The following is a 19492-nucleotide window of genomic DNA, read 5'->3' on the forward strand; positions in this document are numbered from 1 at the left end:
TTTTATAAAATTGCGTTAAACAGATACCCAATTCCCATAATACCCACCGCGACGATGCCAAAAAAGGTCGCAATGAGCTTTACATGTAAAATGCGTTTGAGGATCATCGCTTCAGGTAAACTCAAAGCCGTGATCGCCATCATAAAGCTGAGCGCCGTACCAAGGAGCATGCCTTTAGAGGTCAAAACCTCAATCAGCGGCATGACGCCCGCAGCATTAGAGTACATCGGAACGCCCAAAATTACGGCTAAAGGCACGCTGTACCACGCATCGCTTCCTGCGTATTTCACGATGAATTCTGTGGGAATGTAGCCGTGAATAAACGCTCCAATGCCCACACCAATCATCACATACAGATAGATTTTTTGCAAAATATCCATCGTGTACGCCCATGACTCTTTCACCCTTTTTTGCATCGTCATCTTAATCTCGACATCTTCCAAATCGCCACTCATCGGCACAACAGGAATCAGCACGTATTTTTCCATCCCAAGCTTACCTACGATAAAACCGCCAATGATGGCGACCAAAAGCCCAAAGCCGATGTAAAGAGCGGTGATTTTCCATCCAAAAAGCCCAAACAAAAGCGCAATGGCAATCTCGTTGTTCATCGGACTCGAGATCAAAAAACTAAAGGTAATGCCAAGAGGAATACGTGCTTGCATAAACCCTAAAAACAGAGGAATCGCAGAACAGCTGCAAAACGGCGTGATAACGCCAAAAAGAGCCGCCAAGATATTGCCTGTAAATTCACTTTTACCTTGCAGATAAACCCTAACTTTCTCCGTGTTAAAATACGTTCGTAAAAAACTTACCGCAAAAATGATCAGTACCAACAACATATAAATTTTAAGGGTATCATAGATAAAGAAATGAATAGCACCTCCTGCTTGAGAGGCTTTATCCATTCCAAAAACATCCGCTACCAAAATATCAACGATTCTTTCCCACCAATCAAACATGTGAGCATCCTTTAGTGTAAATTAATTCTTTATGATCGGCACTCTCAAATTCCGCTTGCAACGTAACATGCGAAATCCCAAAATGCTCTTCTAATTCCTCTTCGATACGAGCAATAACAGCTGTCACCTCTGACAAAGGCAAATTCTCTTTAAAATCCACATGGGCTTCAAGATGAACTTCTTTGTCGTTGAGTTGCCAAAGATGAACATGGTGGAGATTTTCAACCTCCTCGAACGCTAAAACAGACTTCTCAATATCCTTTACATGTAAACCTTTTGGACTAAATTGCATCAAAATCGCCGTCGTCTCTTTAATCAGTGAAAACGAGGTAAAAATAAGATAAAGCGCAATCGCAATGGTAATAAGCGGATCTATCCAATACGCCCCAAAATATTTCATACCCAAACCGCCAATAAGGACAGCGACTGAGGTCATCGTATCACTTAAAAGATGCAAGTAAGCGGCTTTCATATTAAGATTCTCTTTGGCATCTTTTTGGATAAGAAGCACACTAACAAAGTTAAAGACAATCCCCAAAAGCGCTAAATAAATCACAATATCTGAATCAATCACATGAGGATGCATCAACTTTGCCACACCCTCAACGATTAAATAAACACCAATGCCCGCCAACACTGCAGCATTAAACAATGCCGCGACAATCTCCACTCGTTTATACCCAAATGTCTTCTCTTCACTGCTCTCTTTGGCAGAGACTTTATTGGCCCACCACGCGATAAACAGTGCCATAACATCTGAAAAGTTATGAAGTGCGTCACTTAAAAGTGCCAAAGAACCCGATACAACGCCTCCAATAACCTGAGCCGTCGTGATAAAGACATTGAGGACAATCGTTATGAAAAGATTTTTCCCTGTGACAGTGTGATGATGGTGACCACTATGGTCTTCTTCTTTGTGTTCATGACCTTGGTCATGGTTGTGATTAGCGTGTTCGTGTTTCATGAGATAAGACTCCAAATCATTTTAATGCCAATCGCATACAACGATAGAGCAATAAACTTTCGTGTCTGTTCCACACTGAGTTTAAAAATCATAATGTGATTGCCAATCACACCACCAAGGGCTGCCGCAACTGCTACAACTCCTAAAAGAATCCAATCAATTTCGATAAGATAAACGTAGGTCAAAAAAGCGGAAAGGGTTGAAAAAGGGATCATAAAACTAACCGTTATCGCCGTCTGTTTCGCATCGTATCCCAAATAAATAAGCAAAGGGATAATAATCGCTCCTCCGCCAATGCCTAAAAGCCCCGCTAAAAATCCAACAATAGCACCCATGACTAGCATCACCCATGCTTTCGTATACGTAACAGCGCCTTTTTCTTTTGCCTTAGCATCATCGTAGCACTAAAAATAAAAAAAGTGCAAAAGCACATTTGACATAATAGGTATCCATCTGTGTTGCGCTATAAGCACCCAAAGGCGCACAGGCAACGGACATAAAGACAAACGGTAAGACCTGCTTGACATCAATGCTTTTACGCAGTACATTCATAATTGATGCACCCAGCGTTGAAGCAGTGTTGGCAAACAGACCGACCGCTTTAGCTAAATCAAATCCCACACCTAGAAAACTAAGGATAGGAATAAGTGCCACTGAAGAGCCTGTTCCTCCGATGGAAAAAAGGGTTGAGATCACCAATGTGATCCCAAAATAAATTAGATATTCCACGATTATGCTTCCAAATGAAGGTCTTTGGCTTTGCCACCTTTAAGACGCTCCATTAACTTTATCATTCCGCAGGTAAGGATTTTCGCGTTGAAACCTTTGAGGGAGAGATACTGTTTGGCGATATTCGAACGACACGATTCAGGACATGCACACACAATGATTTTATCGTTTGGTAGTTCGCTTAAACGATCAGGAAGTTCATTGAGAGGAATGTTACATGTAAAAGGAAGTCCCCACACTTTATGCTCAAAACCATAACGCACATCCAACAAGATTGCCTCACCTTTGTTGTACATCGTTATAAAATCATCTGCTTCCACTTTTGCACTCACAATAGCCTTCATATCGAGGCTACGAATATAACTGTCCATCTTTTCTCCTTAGAAAATAACGTTTTGCTCTTTAAGCTTTGCGATCAGTTGTTCATAATTCACGGCACCGATATGTCGATCAGACTCAGCGCCCTTAGCATCGAGATAAATTTGTGTCGGAATCATCTGTATTCTATAATCACGCGTCGCTAGTTGGTCATTGTAAACCTCTACAAAATAGATCGCACTTTGAGGATACTCTTGTTTCGCGCGGTACAGCAATTTTCCCATCTCCACACACGAAGCACAACTGGTCGAGCCAAACTCAACAAGCATTGGTGTTTTACCTATCTGGGAAGCTATCTGCGCGTACGGCGTTGCTTCTAACATCGCTGTTGAAGCCTCTTGCGTCTTTTTCAAAGGCGACGCGATAGGCTTTTTATCTTCTACTTTTGCCTCACCACACCCGACTAAAAGAAACGTTAACACCACTAAAATAATCTTTTTTTTCATCTTTTTTCCTAAAATACAAGATACGTTTGGTAGAGAAAATAACAACCAATTCCCACCAAAACCACGATAAAAAAGCCATTGATAAAGCGACTCACCCTGCCTATTTTTTGACTCGAAACCACGCTTTGCGTAAATCCAAGCGAAGTTCCTGCCACCAAAAGCAACATGCCATGTCCTAGCGCAAATGCCAACACAAGCGCGTACGAATAAACCCAACCGCTTTGACTTGCGATGGTGATGATAGCAACCAACGGCGCCGACGCACACGGCGTGCTCACCAGTCCAAAAATAAGCCCGATGATCACCGCACCCAAAAGTTTAAATCTCAAAAATTTTCGTGCCACTTTGTCTTTATCGAACCCTTGAATCCATCCAAGGGCGTAGGCAACGACACTAAATGTCGCAAGAGCTGCAAGAAGATACGCCCAAAAGGGAGCAAGGGAGAGCATCATGCCCATCTTGGAAACCAAAAGCATCAACAGTGAAAAACTGATGACCAAACCTAACACAAAAAGCAGGGAATATTGGTAAATAAAGACTTTTTTCTGCTTGGCGTTTAGATCTTTTGAAAGCCCCAAAGCGCTACCTGCAAGCAGTGGCAAGGTGATGATGGAACACGGAGCCAAAGAGGTTAAAAGACCAATGCCAAACGAAGCAACAATAGCCCATATTCCAAACTGTGAGGTCATTTCAATGAGCATCTGCTCCCAAGTCATAAGAGTTCGGCTTTGATAATCGGCAAGAGTTCGGCTTCAATCGCTTTACATGTAAGAATAAACGCACCGTAATCTTTGCCATCAGGATCGGAAAATCCTACGTGGATTTTAGGGATGGGACGAGGAAACATCGGGCAGGTTTCATTGGCATGATCGCACACCGTGACGACCAAATCGAAGTTTACATGTAAAACCTCATCCAGCGTTTTAGAGTGATACGAATCGTTCCAAATGCCCTCTTCTTCTAAAACTCTTTTCGCATAGGCGTTCACTTTACCACTTGCACGCACCCCCGCACTGTAAGCTTCAATGCCTTCTAATTTGGCATTCACAAGTGCTTCAGCGATGATGCTTCGACAACTGTTTCCCGTACATAAAATCAGAACTTTTTTCATTTTTCACCTTTACATGTAACCCATTGAAAGTATAGTAGCATAAATTATCTTTATATCAAGATATATTGATATAAAGATAATTTCTTACTCTTTGGCACTTCTTGAGTCGTATATCCAAGAAGTGCGCTAACCTTGTTTTAAAGCGTTAATAAAACCAATAACAGCACCGGTGGCGTGATGATAAGACCGAACTTTGAGTACTGCCAAAAGCTTATTTTCACCCCTTTTTGAGCCAAAACATGCAACCATAAAAGCGTCGCCAAAGAGCCAAACGGCGTCATTTTAGGGCCTAAGTTACATCCGATGATGTTAGCGTAGGCTAACGCGGTATTGGGGATGTCGTGTAAGGCGATGTCCATGATCATGACAGTGGGCATATTGTTCATCACAGCACTTAAGAAAGCTGAAATAAACCCTGTTCCGATAATGGCGATCGTGTCGCCTCTGGTATTTAAATCTTTGAGGATGATGGTCAAATGCTCGGTCAATCCTGCATTTTTAAGCCCGTACACCACGATGTAAAGCCCGATGCTAAACCAGACCACTTGCCACGGCGCCGAGGTGATGATACGCCTAGGATGCACCACTTTAAACGCATTGGCAATGAGTAAAAAGAGCAGTGCTCCACCCAAAGCAAAGACCGAAATAGGCAGATGGTACGCATCGCCCACAAAATAGCTTCCCAAAAGCAGTGCTAAAAAGAGCCATGAGAGATAAAACAGTGGTTTGCTTTTAAGAACCTCATCGGGATGTTTCAGCAAGGAGAGATCCACACGTGCGACAATATCTTTGCGCAAAAAGAGCCATAAAAACACGATAGAGATGAGCGTGCTCGCCACATAAGGCACAAACATCACGCTTAAATACTCTGCAAAACCGATGTGAAAGTAGTTGGCGGTGACGATGTTCGTGAGGTTTGAAAAGACAAACGGAAGTGAAGCCGAATCGCTGATAAACCCACCCGCGAGCAAAAAGGCGATAATCGCTTTCGCTCCCAGCTTTAAAATGCGCATCTGTGCGAGCAAAATAGGTGTTAAGATCAGCGCGGCGCCGTCATTTGCGAAGAGTGCTGAGATAAACGAGCCTAAGAGAATAGAATAGACAAACATCAGATGACCATTGCCACCCGAGAGTTTTGCCATCTGTATCGCACACCACTCAAAAAAGCCGATCTCATCAAGTACCATGGAGAGGATAATAATCCCAATAAACGCCAAAGTAGCATCCCAAACGATGCTGGTGACCACAAGCACATCCGCAAAACTCACAACACCCACCACCAAGGCAATCACAGCGCCTAAAACAGCGGTCGTGCCGATTTGCAAACCTTTGGGTTGCCAGATGACAAACACCAAGGTCGTTAAAAATAAAAGCGAGGCTAAAATCATGAAATACCTTCGTCATTAAATCATTGCGACGAGTGTAACACAATGTCTCTTTAATATCAAGATATATTGATGTTAAAGAGATGAATCATTCCAGAGCAAAAACGCATTTTAAATGATGCGTTTAGTAGTGCGTTTCAGCCATCTCAATAAACGCTAAAACCGCTGCTTTAATCTCTTCTTTGACCACTCTGGTTTGCGCTAAATTCTCTTCATACGTTCCCATAAACTGACTAGGGTCTTTAAAACTCCAATGAATACGACTTGTTTGACCTGGGAAAATAGGACATCGTTCGCTATTGCCCTCATCGCACACGGTGACGACATAATGAAATAATTTTCCATTTTTAAACAAATCAAACACCGATTGCGTTTGCTTGTTTGCGATATCAATCCCCTCTTCTTTAAGTATTTCAACCGCGAGAGGGTTTACAATGCCAGGCTCCAACCCTGCACTTTGAGCGTTAAATTTCTCTCCGCCGTATTTTCTAAGAAGCTCCTCCGCCATTTGACTGCGCGCACTGTTGTGAATACATACAAATAAAACCTTGATCATCATCTCTCCTTTTCCTTTTGCAAGTGCGCAAAGCTTACATAAGAAAATATACAAAATGGTTACAACGCTTTGCCTGTGTAAAAATGTGACCTAAAAATGACGAAAAAAAGTTAAAACTCATTTTACATGTAAACAAAAGTAATACAGCCTACACATAATTACGCACTCTTTGCTTACATGTAAACATAAAAAGCGTTTTAACATAACAAATATTTATAGTTTAACTTTTGATTTTTAGATTTTATTTATCTAAAACGCTCTAATCTAAGAAGGACAACATCCCGTAAGGAGAAACATATGGAGATCGTAGAAGTACAACAAACGAGACGAGAATTTTTTAAATTCTCAGCTTTGGGACTTGGCGCAGTTGTGGCTACCCCAGCACTCATTGCAGGTGATGCACACCCTTCAATGTCTGTGTATGGTGGTTACACAAAAAATAGAGTTGGCTCCTTAGCGCAACTCAAAAAAGCGGGAGAACTTGATTTTTCCTACCCTGATGAGAGTGCATTGTGTAAAGCTGTGTATGTCAATAATGAGGTCAAAGCCTACAGCATTATCTGCACCCATAAAGGCTGTCCAACGATCTACAACAAACAAAAAGCGATGTTTGAGTGCCCCTGTCATTTCACCAAATATGACGCAAAAAATAACGGACAAATGGTTATTGGTCAGGCAACAGGAGCCCTTCCGCGTGTCCTTTTAGAGATCAGTGGCGATGACATCTTTGCTATTGGCGTCGATGGCCTTATTTTTGGCCGTATTAACAACACTGTAGGTTAAGGAGAACACCATGGCACTTACGTTAAACGATAGATTACCTATTCCTCATAAAAATGCGGAAGTCAAAAATGTTACCTGTGAATTTTGCATCGTAGGATGTGGCTACAAATCTTATAAATGGCCTCTTGGAACCGAAGGAACATACAAAGACAATGCCCTTGGCATCGATCTTTCACAACAGCAACCCACCTATGGTGACTGGTGCAGTGAACGAATGTTCAATACGATTACAGATCGTGATGGTAAAAAATACAACCTGATGGTCATCCCCGATAAAACGTGCGTCGTCAACGTCGGTCAAAACTCTGTGCGTGGCGGTATGATGGGGGTTTCAACCTTCAATGTAGCCAGCGCAACCAGAGACAGACTCAAAGAGCCTCAAGTTTTTCGAGGTGGTATGCTGATGGAAAGCTCGTGGGAAGAAGCAACAACCATCATCGCAAAAGTGTATAAAAAAATCATCGATAACGATGGCGCGGATGAAATCTCGCATAAAACCTTTGACCACGGTGGCGGTGGCGGTGGCTTTGAAAACACATGGGGTACTGGCAAGCTCTTTCACTCCGCCATTGGCACCACATCGGCTTCGATTCACAACCGTCCTGCGTACAACTCTGAAGTGCATTCAAGCCGTGAAATGGGCGTGGGTGAGCTTAACAGCAGTTATTATGATACGAGTATCTCCGATACGATGCTTGTCATTGGGTGTAATCCTTACGAGTGTCAAACGAACCTTTTCAACATTCACATGCAAGCCAATCTTGATGGCAGTACGCTTGAGGATAAAAAGAGAGAGTATGACAAAGGGGAGAGTCTGAGCAAGGGTAAGATTATTTTTATTGACCCTAGACGCACGGCATCCATTACCAACTCCATTGCGATTGCAGGCAAAGAGAATGTTCTTCATCTTCAGATCAAACCCGCTCAAGACATTACCCTTATGAACGCACTGGTGAGCTACATCATTGAGCAAGGTTGGGAAGCTAAAGAGTTTATCAAAAACCATACGGAGAACTTTGATGCGATGGTCAAGGTCAATAAAGTCTCCCTAGAGTATGCCTCTTCTATCACAAATATCAGCGTCGCTGACATCAAAAAAGCGGCAGAATGGATCGCCAAACCCAAACCAAGCGGTCACCGTCCTCGCAATGCGATTTACTATGAAAAAGGCATCATCTGGGGCATTAAAAACTATGAAAATGTCGCTTCCATCGTCAATCTTGGACTGGTAACGCACAGCGTGGGTCGTGTGGGAACAGGCATATGTCGCGCAGGCGGTCACCAAGAGGGTTACACAAGACCTGAGTACCATGGCCCAAGCCGTCAAAATTTGGCGGTCATCGACACCGACATTATCCAAGGTAAATACCTTGTCTATTCGATCTGGGGAACCAACCCTTTTGGTCAGTCCATCGCGACACAACGCCTCCGAAATGCGGTCAATAAGCGCAGTCAAATCGTTAAAGATGCGATCAACGGGTATCATGGAAACAACCTTGATGAACTCTGCGATATTATCTACAACGCGTGCAAATCAGGCGGTCTTTTTGTCGTCGATATAGACATCTACCCAACGCAATCCAGCGAGCGAGCGCACATTGTATTACCAGCGGCAACAACGATGGAGATGAACCTCACATCCATGAGCGGAGAGCGAAGACTGCGTCTGTCTGAAAAAATCATGGATGCCCCAGGAAGTGCCAAGCCAGATTGTTTAATTGCTGCGGACATCGCCAATGCGCTTAAAGCTGAGTATCTTAAAGCTGGCAATAAAACCATGGCAAAACGCTTTGAAGGCTTTGAGTGGAAAAATGAAGAAGATTCATTTAAAGATGGTTTCGCAGGTCAAGGCTCTAAAATGGCAAGTCAAGGCGGACCAACAGGAACGCTTGCTACCTATAAACTCTTACGTGATGCGGGCAATAACGGCGTTCAACTTCCTATCGTTAAAGTCGAAAATGGCAAGCTTATTGGCACGCGTCTCAATTACGCTGATGGTAAGTTTGGTACGAAATCGGGTCGTGCGACGTTCTTACCAACACCACAACCCGCCATGCCAAAACAGGTCGCAAAACAGGTCAAACGCTACAAATACTGGGTCAATTCAGGACGTATCAATGAAGTATGGCAGTCAAACTACCACACAGGTCGCCTTGAATTTACCGCAAAACGATGGCCGATGGCTCCACTTGAAATTCATCCCAATGATGCTAAAGAGCTTGGCGTTACGAGTGGCGATATTGTTCAGCTCAGTAACGATTATGGCTCCACACGAGCGATTGCGATTGTGACGGATGCGGTGCGCAAAGGCGAAGTTTTTGGTGCTTTTGGTTTCCAAAATTCCATCATCAACGACCTCTGCACCGATTATGTCGATCCAGATACCAAAATTCCTTTCTACAAAGGAACGGCGGCAAACATCGTTAAAGTTGGCCGAAGCGAAGGGCTTATCAAAGATATGACCTTCTTGGAACGTGCGTAAAAATAGGAGGTAGCTTACGCTACCTCTTTACTAGGCTTATGTATTATTTTTCAATTTTTATTGTAAGAATTTTTCTAAAAAAAAATAAAATTACTGCCAATGAAATTGCCCCTATCGCAACACCTTGGAAGAGAACTTGGGCATCGTAATGATCCCAAATATAACCTGCCATTGCCAAAGAAATAAATGTTGCAATACCTACACAACCATAATAGATACCATACGCTGAAGCCTTGAGTGCTTTTGGCGTTGTATCGGAGATAATCGCTTTTGCCAAAGCATTAAACCCAGCGGCAAACACACCATAGGATCCAAAAGCTATCCAAGCACTCATTGGAGTCTGCCATGTCATTATCCACGCAGATAAACCAAAGATAGTGTATATAAGACTTAGCATCAAAGGTTTTCCCACACGATCAGCTATTTTCCCAATAGGAATAGCAAAAAATGATTGCGTTGCATTGTAAAGTGTATAAGCTAAGGGGATCATCATTAAAGCAAGTCCATTGTCACCAGACTTTAAAACCATAAACGAATAATTCATTGCAACTAAACTAAATGCCACTTGGAAGGCAACAAGCATATAAAATTCTTTAGATAGTGCAAAAGGTCTAAAAGAGCGAAAAGGAATAGGTTCAGCTCTAACGTCTGAAACAAATACGATTAGTATCAATACGGCTAAGACGCCAGGAACAAAACTCAGCGCAAAAACAAATCGAAATGTGGTTTCACTTTCTCCATAAAATTGTAAACATAAAAATGCAGTTAAAGAACCAGCAATGGCTCCTGCACTGTCCATCATTTTATGAAAACCAAACACAAAACCACTTCTGTGTGATGGAGTAAATGCAGAAATCAAGGCATCTCTTGGTGCAGTTCTTACACCTTTACCAAAACGATCTCCCACCCGTACCATACCAACCATCAGTGCACTACTTGCAAAATATGCCAAAGGCTTAATTAGATTTGAAAACCCATAGCCTATAATCGTTAGCATTTTTCGATGCCCCAATTTGTCGGACAAAAATCCTGAAAAAGCAATGAGCATCGCTACCCCAAGTTCCGCGAACCCTTCAATCATTCCAATATCAGATTTTGTGGCATGTAAGAATCGTTCTAAAAAAAGCGGTAAGAGAGGGAGAATCATTTCTGTTGCAAAATCAGTGAAGAAGCTATTTGCACCTAAGGCTACAATATTTTTATTAATATCTTCCATTAGATTACACCATATTCAATCGCACATTTGGTGTAAAAAATCTGCTGGTTTTGCTCTTTTAAAAATGTAAAGAGTGCTTCGCATTCTGCTTCTGTAACATTCATAATCAACTCAATGGGTTGTTCTGCTAACTCAAAAAAAGAGGCAGAGTGCCATTTACCATCTCGTCCAATTCCTTTACTGGCATTCACAACCGTAATTCCTTGAATGCCCAAAGATTGAGCACTTTTTTCAAACCATTCAATCAGATTCTCCCCACTGTGGTGTTGTCGATTTTGGAGGGTGGAAAAGACAAGTTGATACCCTTTCATGCAATTCTTTTGTGTGTGAGTAATGAAAATGTTGCCAAGCCTAAAAGCGTCATGATAAGTGAACCGCCTACATGTAAAGCTAAGCCTATAAAAAGTGTTGTGAGTTTTTGTTCCTGGATAAGCACAACCATCTCTGCACTAAAGGTGCTAAACGTTGTTAAGCCTCCTAAAAAGCCTGTAATGATTAAAAGTCTCCATTCAGGAGAAAGTGATGTATTGTTACTAAAAAAAGCAATGGCTAATCCTATCATGTAGCCACCTAATAAATTAGCCCCTAATGTTCCTAATGGAAGTGAAGGATAGAAACTATTGAGTTTCATGCCTAAAAACCAACGAAGTAGTGCTCCAAAACCAGCACCTGTAAAAATTGCTATAAGTGAGTACATCATTTAAAACCTATCACAACGAGGAATAAAAAATTATAACTCTTTTAGGATGATTTTTTACTGTGAGAGAATACTTTAATTGCAGATAGCATTAAAATGATGCCCAAAATCCATACAAGCCACTCTGAATGAATAAACTGAAGAGCATATGCGCCTATGAGTGAGCCTGCAAAAGAACCTATGACCATAAATAGAATAAATTTCTTGTGCTCTTTCAACTGAGAAAAAACCTGATTTCGAGAATAACGAATAAATGCAACTATCATAGTGGGCAAAGAGATACAAAGCGATAAAGTGCCTGCTATTTTCATATCAAACCCATACAGTAACATCAGGGTAGGAATTAAAAACTCACCTCCTGCAACACCTAAAATAGCTGCTATAACTCCAATACCTTGTAAGCTCAGTCCTGTCAATACCATTGTTGGATAGAGTTCAATAACATACAGATGCGAGCTTATCATACTAAGGGATAAAATGACTAAAATAAAAGCAATGAGCTTATTTAAAAAGCGTTCGTGAAGTAAACAGGCATAATGTGCACCAACCCATGCTCCTATCATTGAACCTATTAATAGAACAATGACGGTGCTAATATTGGCGTAAAGATCCATAGCTCCTGTATAATAAACGCGAAATATTAATGAGAAAAGAACCGTTGCAAGGGAAGTTAGCTTATTCATCATAATGGCTAACAAGGTACTAAATCCAAAGTACCCTACTAAAAGAGGTAACCGAAATTCTGCACCACCAAGACCTATTAAACCACCTAAGGTTGAAACAGAGAGCCCACCTAAGAAAGATTTAAAAGGTACGTGTGTGTGCAAGGATTCTTTTTTCATTAGATGATTTTTACAATAGGTGCAAATGCTTTTGTGCTTACACTCACACTTGTTCCAACGGTTAGGTTAATAGCCTCACTTTCATCTAAAACAACTTCGACGATTGTGTTACCAATGCCGATGGTTGCAACATAAATGCTATCACGCTTTTCACAATCTAAAACCTCTCCCTCAAAGGCAAATTTACTGGTACTGTGTTGAGAAAGAAATACTTTTCTAGGTGAGCCTTGATTGAAAATCTTTCCCTCTTTCAGCCATAAAACTTGATCAGAGAGCTTAAACACTTCACTGCGGTCATGGGAAACCATCAGCGTAGCTAGTTTAAAAATATCGTGTGTTTTTTTAAGTTCATCTTGCAAGCGTGAACGCGTCAAGGCATCCAGTGCTGAAAGAGGCTCATCTAAAAGCAATACCTTAGGCTCTTGTGCAATGGCACGCGCAAGGGCAATACGTTGTCTTTGTCCACCTGAAAGCGTTGAAGGTAAGCGATTTTTTAAAACATCCAATCCCATTACATGTAAGATTTTTTCGGCTTTTTTAGCATCCTTGTGGGTTTGTGCAAAAAGAAGATTTTCCAAAACACTCATGTGTTCAAACAAAGCATAGTTTTGAAAAACAAACCCCACACGGCGTTTTTGAGGAGTAAGATTAATCCCTTTAGTGCTATCAAACCACACTTCACCGTCCATCTCAATGGTTCCACTATCAGGCGTTTCAAGCCCTGCTATCATGCGAAGTAAGGTCGTTTTTCCAATACCAGACTCTCCAAAAATTGTCCAAAAGACCCCTTTTTCAAAATCGCACTTCACTTCAAAATCAATGACTCCCGTTGCGCCTTGGAGCTTTTTAAAAAGATGTACTTTAAGCATGGAAACTCGCTTTTACTTCATTACCTAATTTCGTATACACCAACCACAAAATGGCAAACGAAAAGGCAAACAAAATTAAAGAATAGCTATGCGCCATTGTATAATTAAGAGCTTCGACTTCATTGTAAATGGCAATAGAAGCTACTTTCGTTTGTCCATTAATATTGCCCCCAATCATCAATACCACACCAAATTCACCCACTGTATGTGCAAAGGAAATGACGCCACCTGTGGCAAGAGAAGATTTCATTGCAGGTAAAACAACCCTAAAAAGTGTTTGTATTTGGCTTTTACCCATTGTATGGGCTGCTTCAATACTAAAACGATCCACTGATTTGAACCCACTTAAGAGTGGATGAACCATAAAAGGAAGACTAAAAATAATAGAACCTACAACCAATCCATCAAAATGAAATGCTAATTGATGCCCAAAAAGCTCTTTCCAAATAGCACCTAAGAATCCATTTTGGCTAAACATAAGAAGGAAATAAAAACCGAGCACCGAAGGAGGTAAAACCAAAGGCATCGCAATGACAGCTTCCAGTATGGCTTTGAAACGTATTTTAGAAAAAGCTAAATAATAAGCAAGTGGAATACCTACAAGATATAAAAAAATCGTTGTAATCAATGCCAATTCTAGGGTTAGCCCAAAAGGTTCCCAAAATGCAGGACTCAAGATTTCATTCATACCATCTCCTCAAGCGATAATTCAGTTGCTTTAACGAAAAAGTTTATTAGATCATTTACCTGTAAATTCAAACGTTCTATAGCTGCGGTTGTAATGATTGAGCCTAATGTATGAGAATGATGTGTTGCTCTAATGGTAGAGAGTATCACTCCTTTGTTTAATACTTCAATGTGGCACTCAAAGATATTTGAGAAACTGATATTGTTGCAAGTTCCTTTAGCAACACCTACTTCTGTCTCCTTAAAACAGATATACACTTCACTTCCCTCTTTTGCAAAAGAGGGAAGTTCTAAGGTAATTGCTGTGAGCGTTTGTTCATGATAGTTTAAAAGGATGCGTGATATCCCTTCATAGGTTTGGATATGACTGATTCGTGCACGCAAACGATTCATAGTTCACCTGGAAGGACAAAGCCATATCTTTTAAAGATTGTACGTGCCTGTGGTGTTCCTACAAAAGCTTCAAATTTCTGTGCCGTAGGATTGTTCTCACCATTTTTAAGAAGTGCATAGCCTTGTATGATTTCGTTGTGCCACTCTGATGGTAAAAGGAAAAAATCACCTTGTGCTTTTAGCGTATCAGAAATACCCAATGATAAAGGGATAATGCCAACTTCTGCCGCTCCTGTTTGAATAAACTGAGCAGCTTGTGAGACATTTTCACCCAAGACTAAACGATCTTGAATTTTGTCATAATAGTTTTGACTTTTTAGTGCATTAACTGCGGCTACACCATAAGGTGCATGAGAGGGATCAGCAATAGCAATCTTTTTTACTTTTGGATCCAATAAAAGCTCCAAACCTCTTTTAACATCCATATTATTTGTTTTAGGAGCCCAAAGGCCAATACGTCCATAGGCATATGGTTTAGGTTCATGACTAATGAGTCCAGCATCTTTTAGCTTTTGGACATATCCCATATCTGCTGCAAAATACATGTCATAAGGGGCACCATTGAGAATTTGTGTATATGCTTTCCCCGTTGAACCAAAAGCGATATGTGCTTTTTCCCCAGGATAAGCTTTTTCAAATTCAACTTGCATCTCTTTAAACGCATAGACCAAATCTGCTGCCGCGGTTATTTGAACTTCTCCTGCCCATAATGATAGGGAAAGACACGCCATTCCTAGTATTTTCTTTAACATAAATGCTCCTTGTATCAAATGTTATTTTCCGATTAGAATACTGCTTGATTTAATAATGGCACACACAGATGAACCGATTTCTAAACCTAAACTTTTTGCAGATTCAGATGTAATGGTTGCCACAATCATTTCATTTTCACCTATGTCAATACTGACTTGGGCATTCACTTCACCAAGAATAATGCCACTTATTTTGCCTAGAATTTTGTTGCGAGCACTGGTTGCGATATGAGTGTCATTGGATATAAGAACAGAGGATGCTTTGATAATCCCAATGACTTCATCCCCAATATGTAACCCCATTTCTTCAACAGCGCTGTTTGTAATAGTTGAAACAAGAATAACCCCACTTTTTAAGACCATGCTTACTTCGGCATTGACTTTTGCTTGTTTAATGTCACCAATTTTTCCCATAAACTGATTACGTGCACTAATTTGCATAGCTATCCTTTGTAAGTTTTTAATGTGATCCATATTAAATTCAGCCATAGAAGAGAGTGTTTTTAAAAAACGTTCATACTCATGTTTCAGTACATCATAGTTCTTGACAATTTCTTCTCCATAAGGAGTTAATGAGGTTCCTCCTCCACCATTTCCACCAGTAACTCTTACAACTAAAGGCATAGTGGAGAGGTTATTCATCGTATCAATGGCTCCCCATGCTGTCTTATAACTAATACCAACTTGTTTAGCTGCTGTTGTAATTGAACCACTCTCTTTGATAGCTTGAAGTAAATGAATACGTTTTTCCAATAGGACTGGTTTATCAAAACATATTAGTCCACTTGATAAATCTTTACTCATATATTTCCTTATGTAATATATTTATACAACGATTATTTGGAAGTATAGCAATATAACCTTAAGACATATAACGCTCTTATGCTTAATTTTTAAACATGTAATTTTTGCATATTATAATTAATAATATTTGTATCAGAATAACGTATTTATGGGTTTAATATGCAAATAATACATATATATTATTCAAGTATTTTTCCAATAAAATATAAATTAAATTATAAGTTTTAAATATATTAAATCAAACATTTCTTTAAACAATATGTATAATTAGCATATTTAAAAAATAATTAAATAAAATGACTACTTATATTGTGCGTAGCATTTATCTGTTATGTAAAAAAATGATTTGGAGTTAATGGAAGTAGTAATTACTCTATCATCAACGACCTCTGCACAGACTATGTCGATCCCGATACCAAAATTCCTTTCTACAAAGGAACGGCGGCAAACATCGTTAAAGTTGGGCGAAGTGAGGGACTTATCAAAGATATGACTTTCTTGGAACGCGCTTAAGCTACTCCGTAATTTAAAAATACCAATACAGCTTTGTCCATAACGTATCTTGAACCAGTTTAGAGCCGTATTCGGAGCCTATTTGACCATCGTTCATATTGTATGAAATATCTAAAAGCATATTGTTTTTAAAGCTGTACGTTGCGCCAAAAGAGTTTTGCATCGACTTATCTTCGAGGTTGTAGATATTTTTATAGTAAAGAGCTCCATACAGCCAATTAAAGGGTTCTTTTTGTGAAAATTTGTTCATGAAATATTGATGATCAAAAAAAGGCTCTGATCTACTGCTCTGATTTTTTTGATAAAAATACTCGCTGGTGATACTGAGTTCAAACTCGGTTAAATACTTCAACCCCACCAAATACGCATAATCATCTTCGCCTAATGTTTTAGCAAACTCTCCATGTACTTCAATGTTGGTTTGAATATTTTTAGAAAAATCCAGCCCTATTTTATCGCTCTGCTCACTTCGATGATAATAGATAAGATCAATATCCGTATCATACGCCAGAAAATAGGCTTTAAACCCTACATTATTTTCATCTTTTTGGCTAAAATCACTGTTTATATGGTCATTGTTTTGCATCACAATGAGATCCAACGAGACATTTCGCACATCCCCATCGTAGCTTTTGTTATACCGATAATTCGCCATCACATATCCCTCACGTGAAGCATCAGGGTCATTTGGATCTTTCTTTCGATCAAAAAAAGCGATGGGATTGACGAAGTAGCCTTTACCCCATTTAGGCGCTTTTTTACCGACCTCAATAAGATTATTTTGATCAAACTTGTACTGCACGAAGAGTTGTGCAATAGTGTAAGCATCACTGTACTCTCTATCGACATCGTTGTAATTCACCATCACTTCAGAGTCAAGTTTAATGGCATCTTGAAAGTAAGCAAATTTTAAATCACCTTCACTGCCATAGCTCTTCATGCTCTCTTTGTTTTTGGTATGAAACAGAGGTGAGTCTTCATTTAAGCCTTGCAGTTTATTTTCACCTTTAAGGTAACCACTCAAAGTATAGGGTTTGACCTCGATGGCATCAAGGTCAAAATCGTAATCTCCAGCATTGCCTAAAACTGCTGCAAAAAGAATTACATGTAAAGGTTTCATCTATTTTCGAAACTCTTGAACTTTGCCAATGTTTTCGATGGTAAACATCTCATCGGCAAACTCACGCGCTGTTATTTTTCCATACACCATGATGGATTTATAGCCTTTATAAAGTGGCGAATCCGTCTCAATCACCGCAGGTCTTACAATGCCCCCACCAAAGTCTTTCATCTCTTTATAGTAGAGCGTTTTTATAAGCATCCCCGTAGACGTATAACAGGAGATTTTTGTTGGTGTCACGGTTTTTTTATCCACTTCCATCAACAATTTATCGTAGGCTACCGTCTCATTTTTAGCTTTCAAATCTAAAACAATCGTAGCCCCCTCATCTGTTTGGCTTTTGATGTCATATTCAGCTGAAAAATCGAGTTGCATAATATCGCTGTTGTTAAACACACCACCCACCACACTTTGCATGGACGTAATGCGAATGGGCTTGCCCACATCGGGTAAATAAAGCCACATATTTTCATCCAATCTCAGTGTACTCCTGCCTTTTTCACTGTCAGGCTGTAAGAACAACGAAACAATTTTATCTTTGCCTTTTTTGATCTGATAAAGCAAAAACTCTTTTTTGCTCCCATCAGGCTCGATGTTAATGAGTTTTTTATAGCTATCCGCAGAACTAGGACTGAGCTTTTTATCCACTTGTTCTAAAATGCTCTCTGCACCAAAGAGTGCTAGCGTTGTAAGTAAAAAAAGTATGATCTTCTTCATGGTGTGCTCCTAATAGGTACGTAAAGCTTCAACAGGATCAAGTCTTGAAGCTTTGATGGCGGGAGATATGGACGCGACTAACGAGATAAAAATAACGATGATACTCACACTAAGTATCTCATTTAACCCTAAGCTCGGTGTTAAAATAAGACCGCTTTGTTGCCCAATACTATAGGTAATCTTGACCATATTGAGAAGATAAACAATCCCCAAAGACAAAATACTTCCCACAACCGCCCCAAACACGCCTAGCATCAAGCCTTCACATAAAAAAAGTTTGACGATGGTCAAAGGCGGTGTGCCCATAGCCGCAATGGTTCCTATTTCTCGGACACGCTCAAACACACTCATGATCATCACATTGAGGATGGAGATAAGGACAATAGAGATAAGGATGATTTGAATCGAAATATTCATAACATCAATCATCTTAATGATGTTGTAAAAAGGAGAGAGTTGCTGCCATGTATGAATTTCCAAAACAGGCTTTCCCTCTTTATTGAGTTTTTCCAAGAGTGGCTGAAGTGATTTTTCTGCAACTCTCAGTTTTTCTACGTCTCTTAGGCGAAGGACGATTTCACTGATCTCAAGTTCATTGTTCATTCGCAGTGCCTTTTTGGCATCTTCGATGTGAATGTACCCATCACGTCCTCCAGGTCCCATGACTTGCCCCACGATACCTGCAACTTTAAGGTTAATGCCATTGACGGAGCCATTTTTGTTATTGGCAACCAAGACGATGGTATCGCCTATTTTGACATCCATCCCTTTGATAAGCAGTTCAGGAACAATGATTTCGCCTGATTTAAAAGTACCATTCATATCAGAAATTCGACTTTCAAGGAGTGGCAACGTTGGAAATTCATCTTTAGGATTAATCGCGTTAAGTCTGATGTTGGTCGTACTGGTAAAGTTAGAAAACATTGCACCAAACTTGATGCGATAGCTGTAACTCTCTATAAAAGGATTGGACTCTAGCTTCGATTCGACAAATTCTAACATTTTGGCATTGAGGTTTTTATCGATATTATGTAGCAAGCGCACAAAGATTTCCTAGCTATTTTTGATAAAATTTTCTTAAATAAA

General features: G+C 40.2%; 24 protein-coding genes. 2 read left to right on the forward strand and 22 right to left on the reverse strand.

Annotated elements, in window-relative coordinates; translation table 11 throughout:
* Positions 1-2: 2 nt before the first annotated feature.
* From SMUL_RS15495 to SMUL_RS15535, 10 genes are all read right to left on the reverse strand, one after another.
* The gene (locus tag SMUL_RS15495) at positions 3-962 is read right to left on the reverse strand and encodes a permease (RefSeq protein ID WP_025346162.1); all 960 of its coding nucleotides are present in this window, start codon (positions 960-962) and stop codon (positions 3-5) included.
* Positions 955-1926 carry a cation diffusion facilitator family transporter gene (locus SMUL_RS15500; protein ID WP_025346163.1) on the reverse strand — a complete coding sequence of 324 codons (972 nt, stop codon included), beginning with the start codon at positions 1924-1926 and terminating at the stop codon, positions 955-957. Before SMUL_RS15500 ends, SMUL_RS15495 begins: the two co-directional genes overlap by 8 nt.
* Positions 1923-2270, reverse strand: coding sequence for a TSUP family transporter (locus SMUL_RS17735; RefSeq protein WP_051492713.1), 348 nt, complete (start codon positions 2268-2270; stop codon positions 1923-1925). The genes SMUL_RS15500 and SMUL_RS17735 overlap by 4 nt, the downstream gene beginning before the upstream one ends.
* Before the next feature lie 49 nt (positions 2271-2319).
* A complete protein-coding gene (locus SMUL_RS17740) occupies positions 2320-2655 on the reverse strand; it encodes a sulfite exporter TauE/SafE family protein (protein WP_051492714.1) in 336 nt (111 codons plus the stop codon).
* Between the two features lie 2 nt (positions 2656-2657).
* On the reverse strand, positions 2658-3026 hold the full coding sequence (locus SMUL_RS15510; RefSeq protein WP_025346164.1) for a rhodanese-like domain-containing protein: 369 nt from the start codon (positions 3024-3026) through the stop codon (positions 2658-2660).
* A 9-nt stretch (positions 3027-3035) separates the two neighbouring features.
* Positions 3036-3479: a thioredoxin family protein gene (locus SMUL_RS16865; protein WP_025346165.1), complete on the reverse strand. Its 444-nt coding sequence runs from the start codon at positions 3477-3479 to the stop codon at positions 3036-3038.
* An 8-nt stretch (positions 3480-3487) separates the two neighbouring features.
* The gene (locus SMUL_RS15520; protein ID WP_223809729.1) at positions 3488-4180 is read right to left on the reverse strand and encodes a cytochrome c biogenesis CcdA family protein; all 693 of its coding nucleotides are present in this window, start codon (positions 4178-4180) and stop codon (positions 3488-3490) included.
* Between the two features lie 11 nt (positions 4181-4191).
* A complete protein-coding gene (locus tag SMUL_RS15525) occupies positions 4192-4590 on the reverse strand; it encodes an arsenate reductase ArsC (protein WP_025346167.1) in 399 nt (132 codons plus the stop codon).
* A 137-nt stretch (positions 4591-4727) separates the two neighbouring features.
* On the reverse strand, positions 4728-5978 hold the full coding sequence (locus SMUL_RS15530; protein WP_025346168.1) for an arsenic transporter: 1251 nt from the start codon (positions 5976-5978) through the stop codon (positions 4728-4730).
* Between the two features lie 121 nt (positions 5979-6099).
* Entirely contained in the window at positions 6100-6531 is a 432-nt protein-coding gene (locus tag SMUL_RS15535; protein WP_025346169.1) for an arsenate reductase ArsC, read from the reverse strand.
* A 297-nt stretch (positions 6532-6828) separates the two neighbouring features.
* Between SMUL_RS15535 and SMUL_RS15540 the strand changes: the two genes are divergently transcribed.
* On the forward strand, positions 6829-7314 hold the full coding sequence (locus SMUL_RS15540; RefSeq protein ID WP_025346170.1) for an arsenate reductase (azurin) small subunit: 486 nt from the start codon (positions 6829-6831) through the stop codon (positions 7312-7314).
* A gap of 10 nt (positions 7315-7324) precedes the next feature.
* Positions 7325-9796: an arsenate reductase (azurin) large subunit gene (locus tag SMUL_RS15545; protein ID WP_025346171.1), complete on the forward strand. Its 2472-nt coding sequence runs from the start codon at positions 7325-7327 to the stop codon at positions 9794-9796.
* Between the two features lie 43 nt (positions 9797-9839).
* Here the strand turns inward: SMUL_RS15545 and SMUL_RS15550 are convergent, their stop codons facing one another.
* The 12 genes from SMUL_RS15550 to SMUL_RS15605 form a co-directional block, all read right to left on the reverse strand.
* Positions 9840-11012 carry an MFS transporter gene (locus tag SMUL_RS15550; RefSeq protein WP_025346172.1) on the reverse strand — a complete coding sequence of 391 codons (1173 nt, stop codon included), beginning with the start codon at positions 11010-11012 and terminating at the stop codon, positions 9840-9842.
* Positions 11012-11323 carry a DUF190 domain-containing protein gene (locus tag SMUL_RS15555; RefSeq protein WP_025346173.1) on the reverse strand — a complete coding sequence of 104 codons (312 nt, stop codon included), beginning with the start codon at positions 11321-11323 and terminating at the stop codon, positions 11012-11014. Before SMUL_RS15555 ends, SMUL_RS15550 begins: the two co-directional genes overlap by 1 nt.
* Positions 11320-11712 (reverse strand): fluoride efflux transporter CrcB, encoded by a 393-nt coding sequence (gene crcB, locus SMUL_RS15560; RefSeq protein ID WP_025346174.1) that lies wholly within the window; start codon positions 11710-11712, stop codon positions 11320-11322. Before crcB ends, SMUL_RS15555 begins: the two co-directional genes overlap by 4 nt.
* Before the next feature lie 41 nt (positions 11713-11753).
* Entirely contained in the window at positions 11754-12551 is a 798-nt protein-coding gene (locus tag SMUL_RS15565) for a sulfite exporter TauE/SafE family protein (protein ID WP_025346175.1), read from the reverse strand.
* The gene (locus SMUL_RS15570; protein ID WP_025346176.1) at positions 12551-13420 is read right to left on the reverse strand and encodes a sulfate/molybdate ABC transporter ATP-binding protein; all 870 of its coding nucleotides are present in this window, start codon (positions 13418-13420) and stop codon (positions 12551-12553) included. The genes SMUL_RS15565 and SMUL_RS15570 overlap by 1 nt, the downstream gene beginning before the upstream one ends.
* Entirely contained in the window at positions 13413-14096 is a 684-nt protein-coding gene (modB, locus tag SMUL_RS15575) for a molybdate ABC transporter permease subunit (protein ID WP_038534094.1), read from the reverse strand. The genes SMUL_RS15570 and modB overlap by 8 nt, the downstream gene beginning before the upstream one ends.
* An 8-nt stretch (positions 14097-14104) precedes the next feature.
* Positions 14105-14500 (reverse strand): TOBE domain-containing protein, encoded by a 396-nt coding sequence (locus tag SMUL_RS15580; protein WP_025346178.1) that lies wholly within the window; start codon positions 14498-14500, stop codon positions 14105-14107.
* Positions 14497-15252 (reverse strand): molybdate ABC transporter substrate-binding protein, encoded by a 756-nt coding sequence (gene modA / locus SMUL_RS15585; protein ID WP_038533579.1) that lies wholly within the window; start codon positions 15250-15252, stop codon positions 14497-14499. The genes SMUL_RS15580 and modA overlap by 4 nt, the downstream gene beginning before the upstream one ends.
* Positions 15253-15273: 21 nt before the next feature.
* Positions 15274-16056, reverse strand: coding sequence for a TOBE domain-containing protein (locus SMUL_RS15590; RefSeq protein ID WP_025346180.1), 783 nt, complete (start codon positions 16054-16056; stop codon positions 15274-15276).
* A 526-nt stretch (positions 16057-16582) separates the two neighbouring features.
* Positions 16583-17689, reverse strand: coding sequence for a hypothetical protein (locus SMUL_RS15595; RefSeq protein ID WP_025346181.1), 1107 nt, complete (start codon positions 17687-17689; stop codon positions 16583-16585).
* On the reverse strand, positions 17690-18406 hold the full coding sequence (locus tag SMUL_RS15600) for an outer membrane lipoprotein-sorting protein (protein WP_025346182.1): 717 nt from the start codon (positions 18404-18406) through the stop codon (positions 17690-17692). It lies immediately after the preceding gene.
* A gap of 9 nt (positions 18407-18415) precedes the next feature.
* Positions 18416-19450, reverse strand: a complete 1035-nt coding sequence (locus SMUL_RS15605; RefSeq protein WP_025346183.1) for an ABC transporter permease — start codon at positions 19448-19450, stop codon at positions 18416-18418.
* Positions 19451-19492: the final 42 nt, after the last annotated feature.

Origin of the sequence: Sulfurospirillum multivorans DSM 12446 (genome assembly GCF_000568815.1) — a bacterium.
Classification (GTDB): domain Bacteria; phylum Campylobacterota; class Campylobacteria; order Campylobacterales; family Sulfurospirillaceae; genus Sulfurospirillum; species Sulfurospirillum multivorans.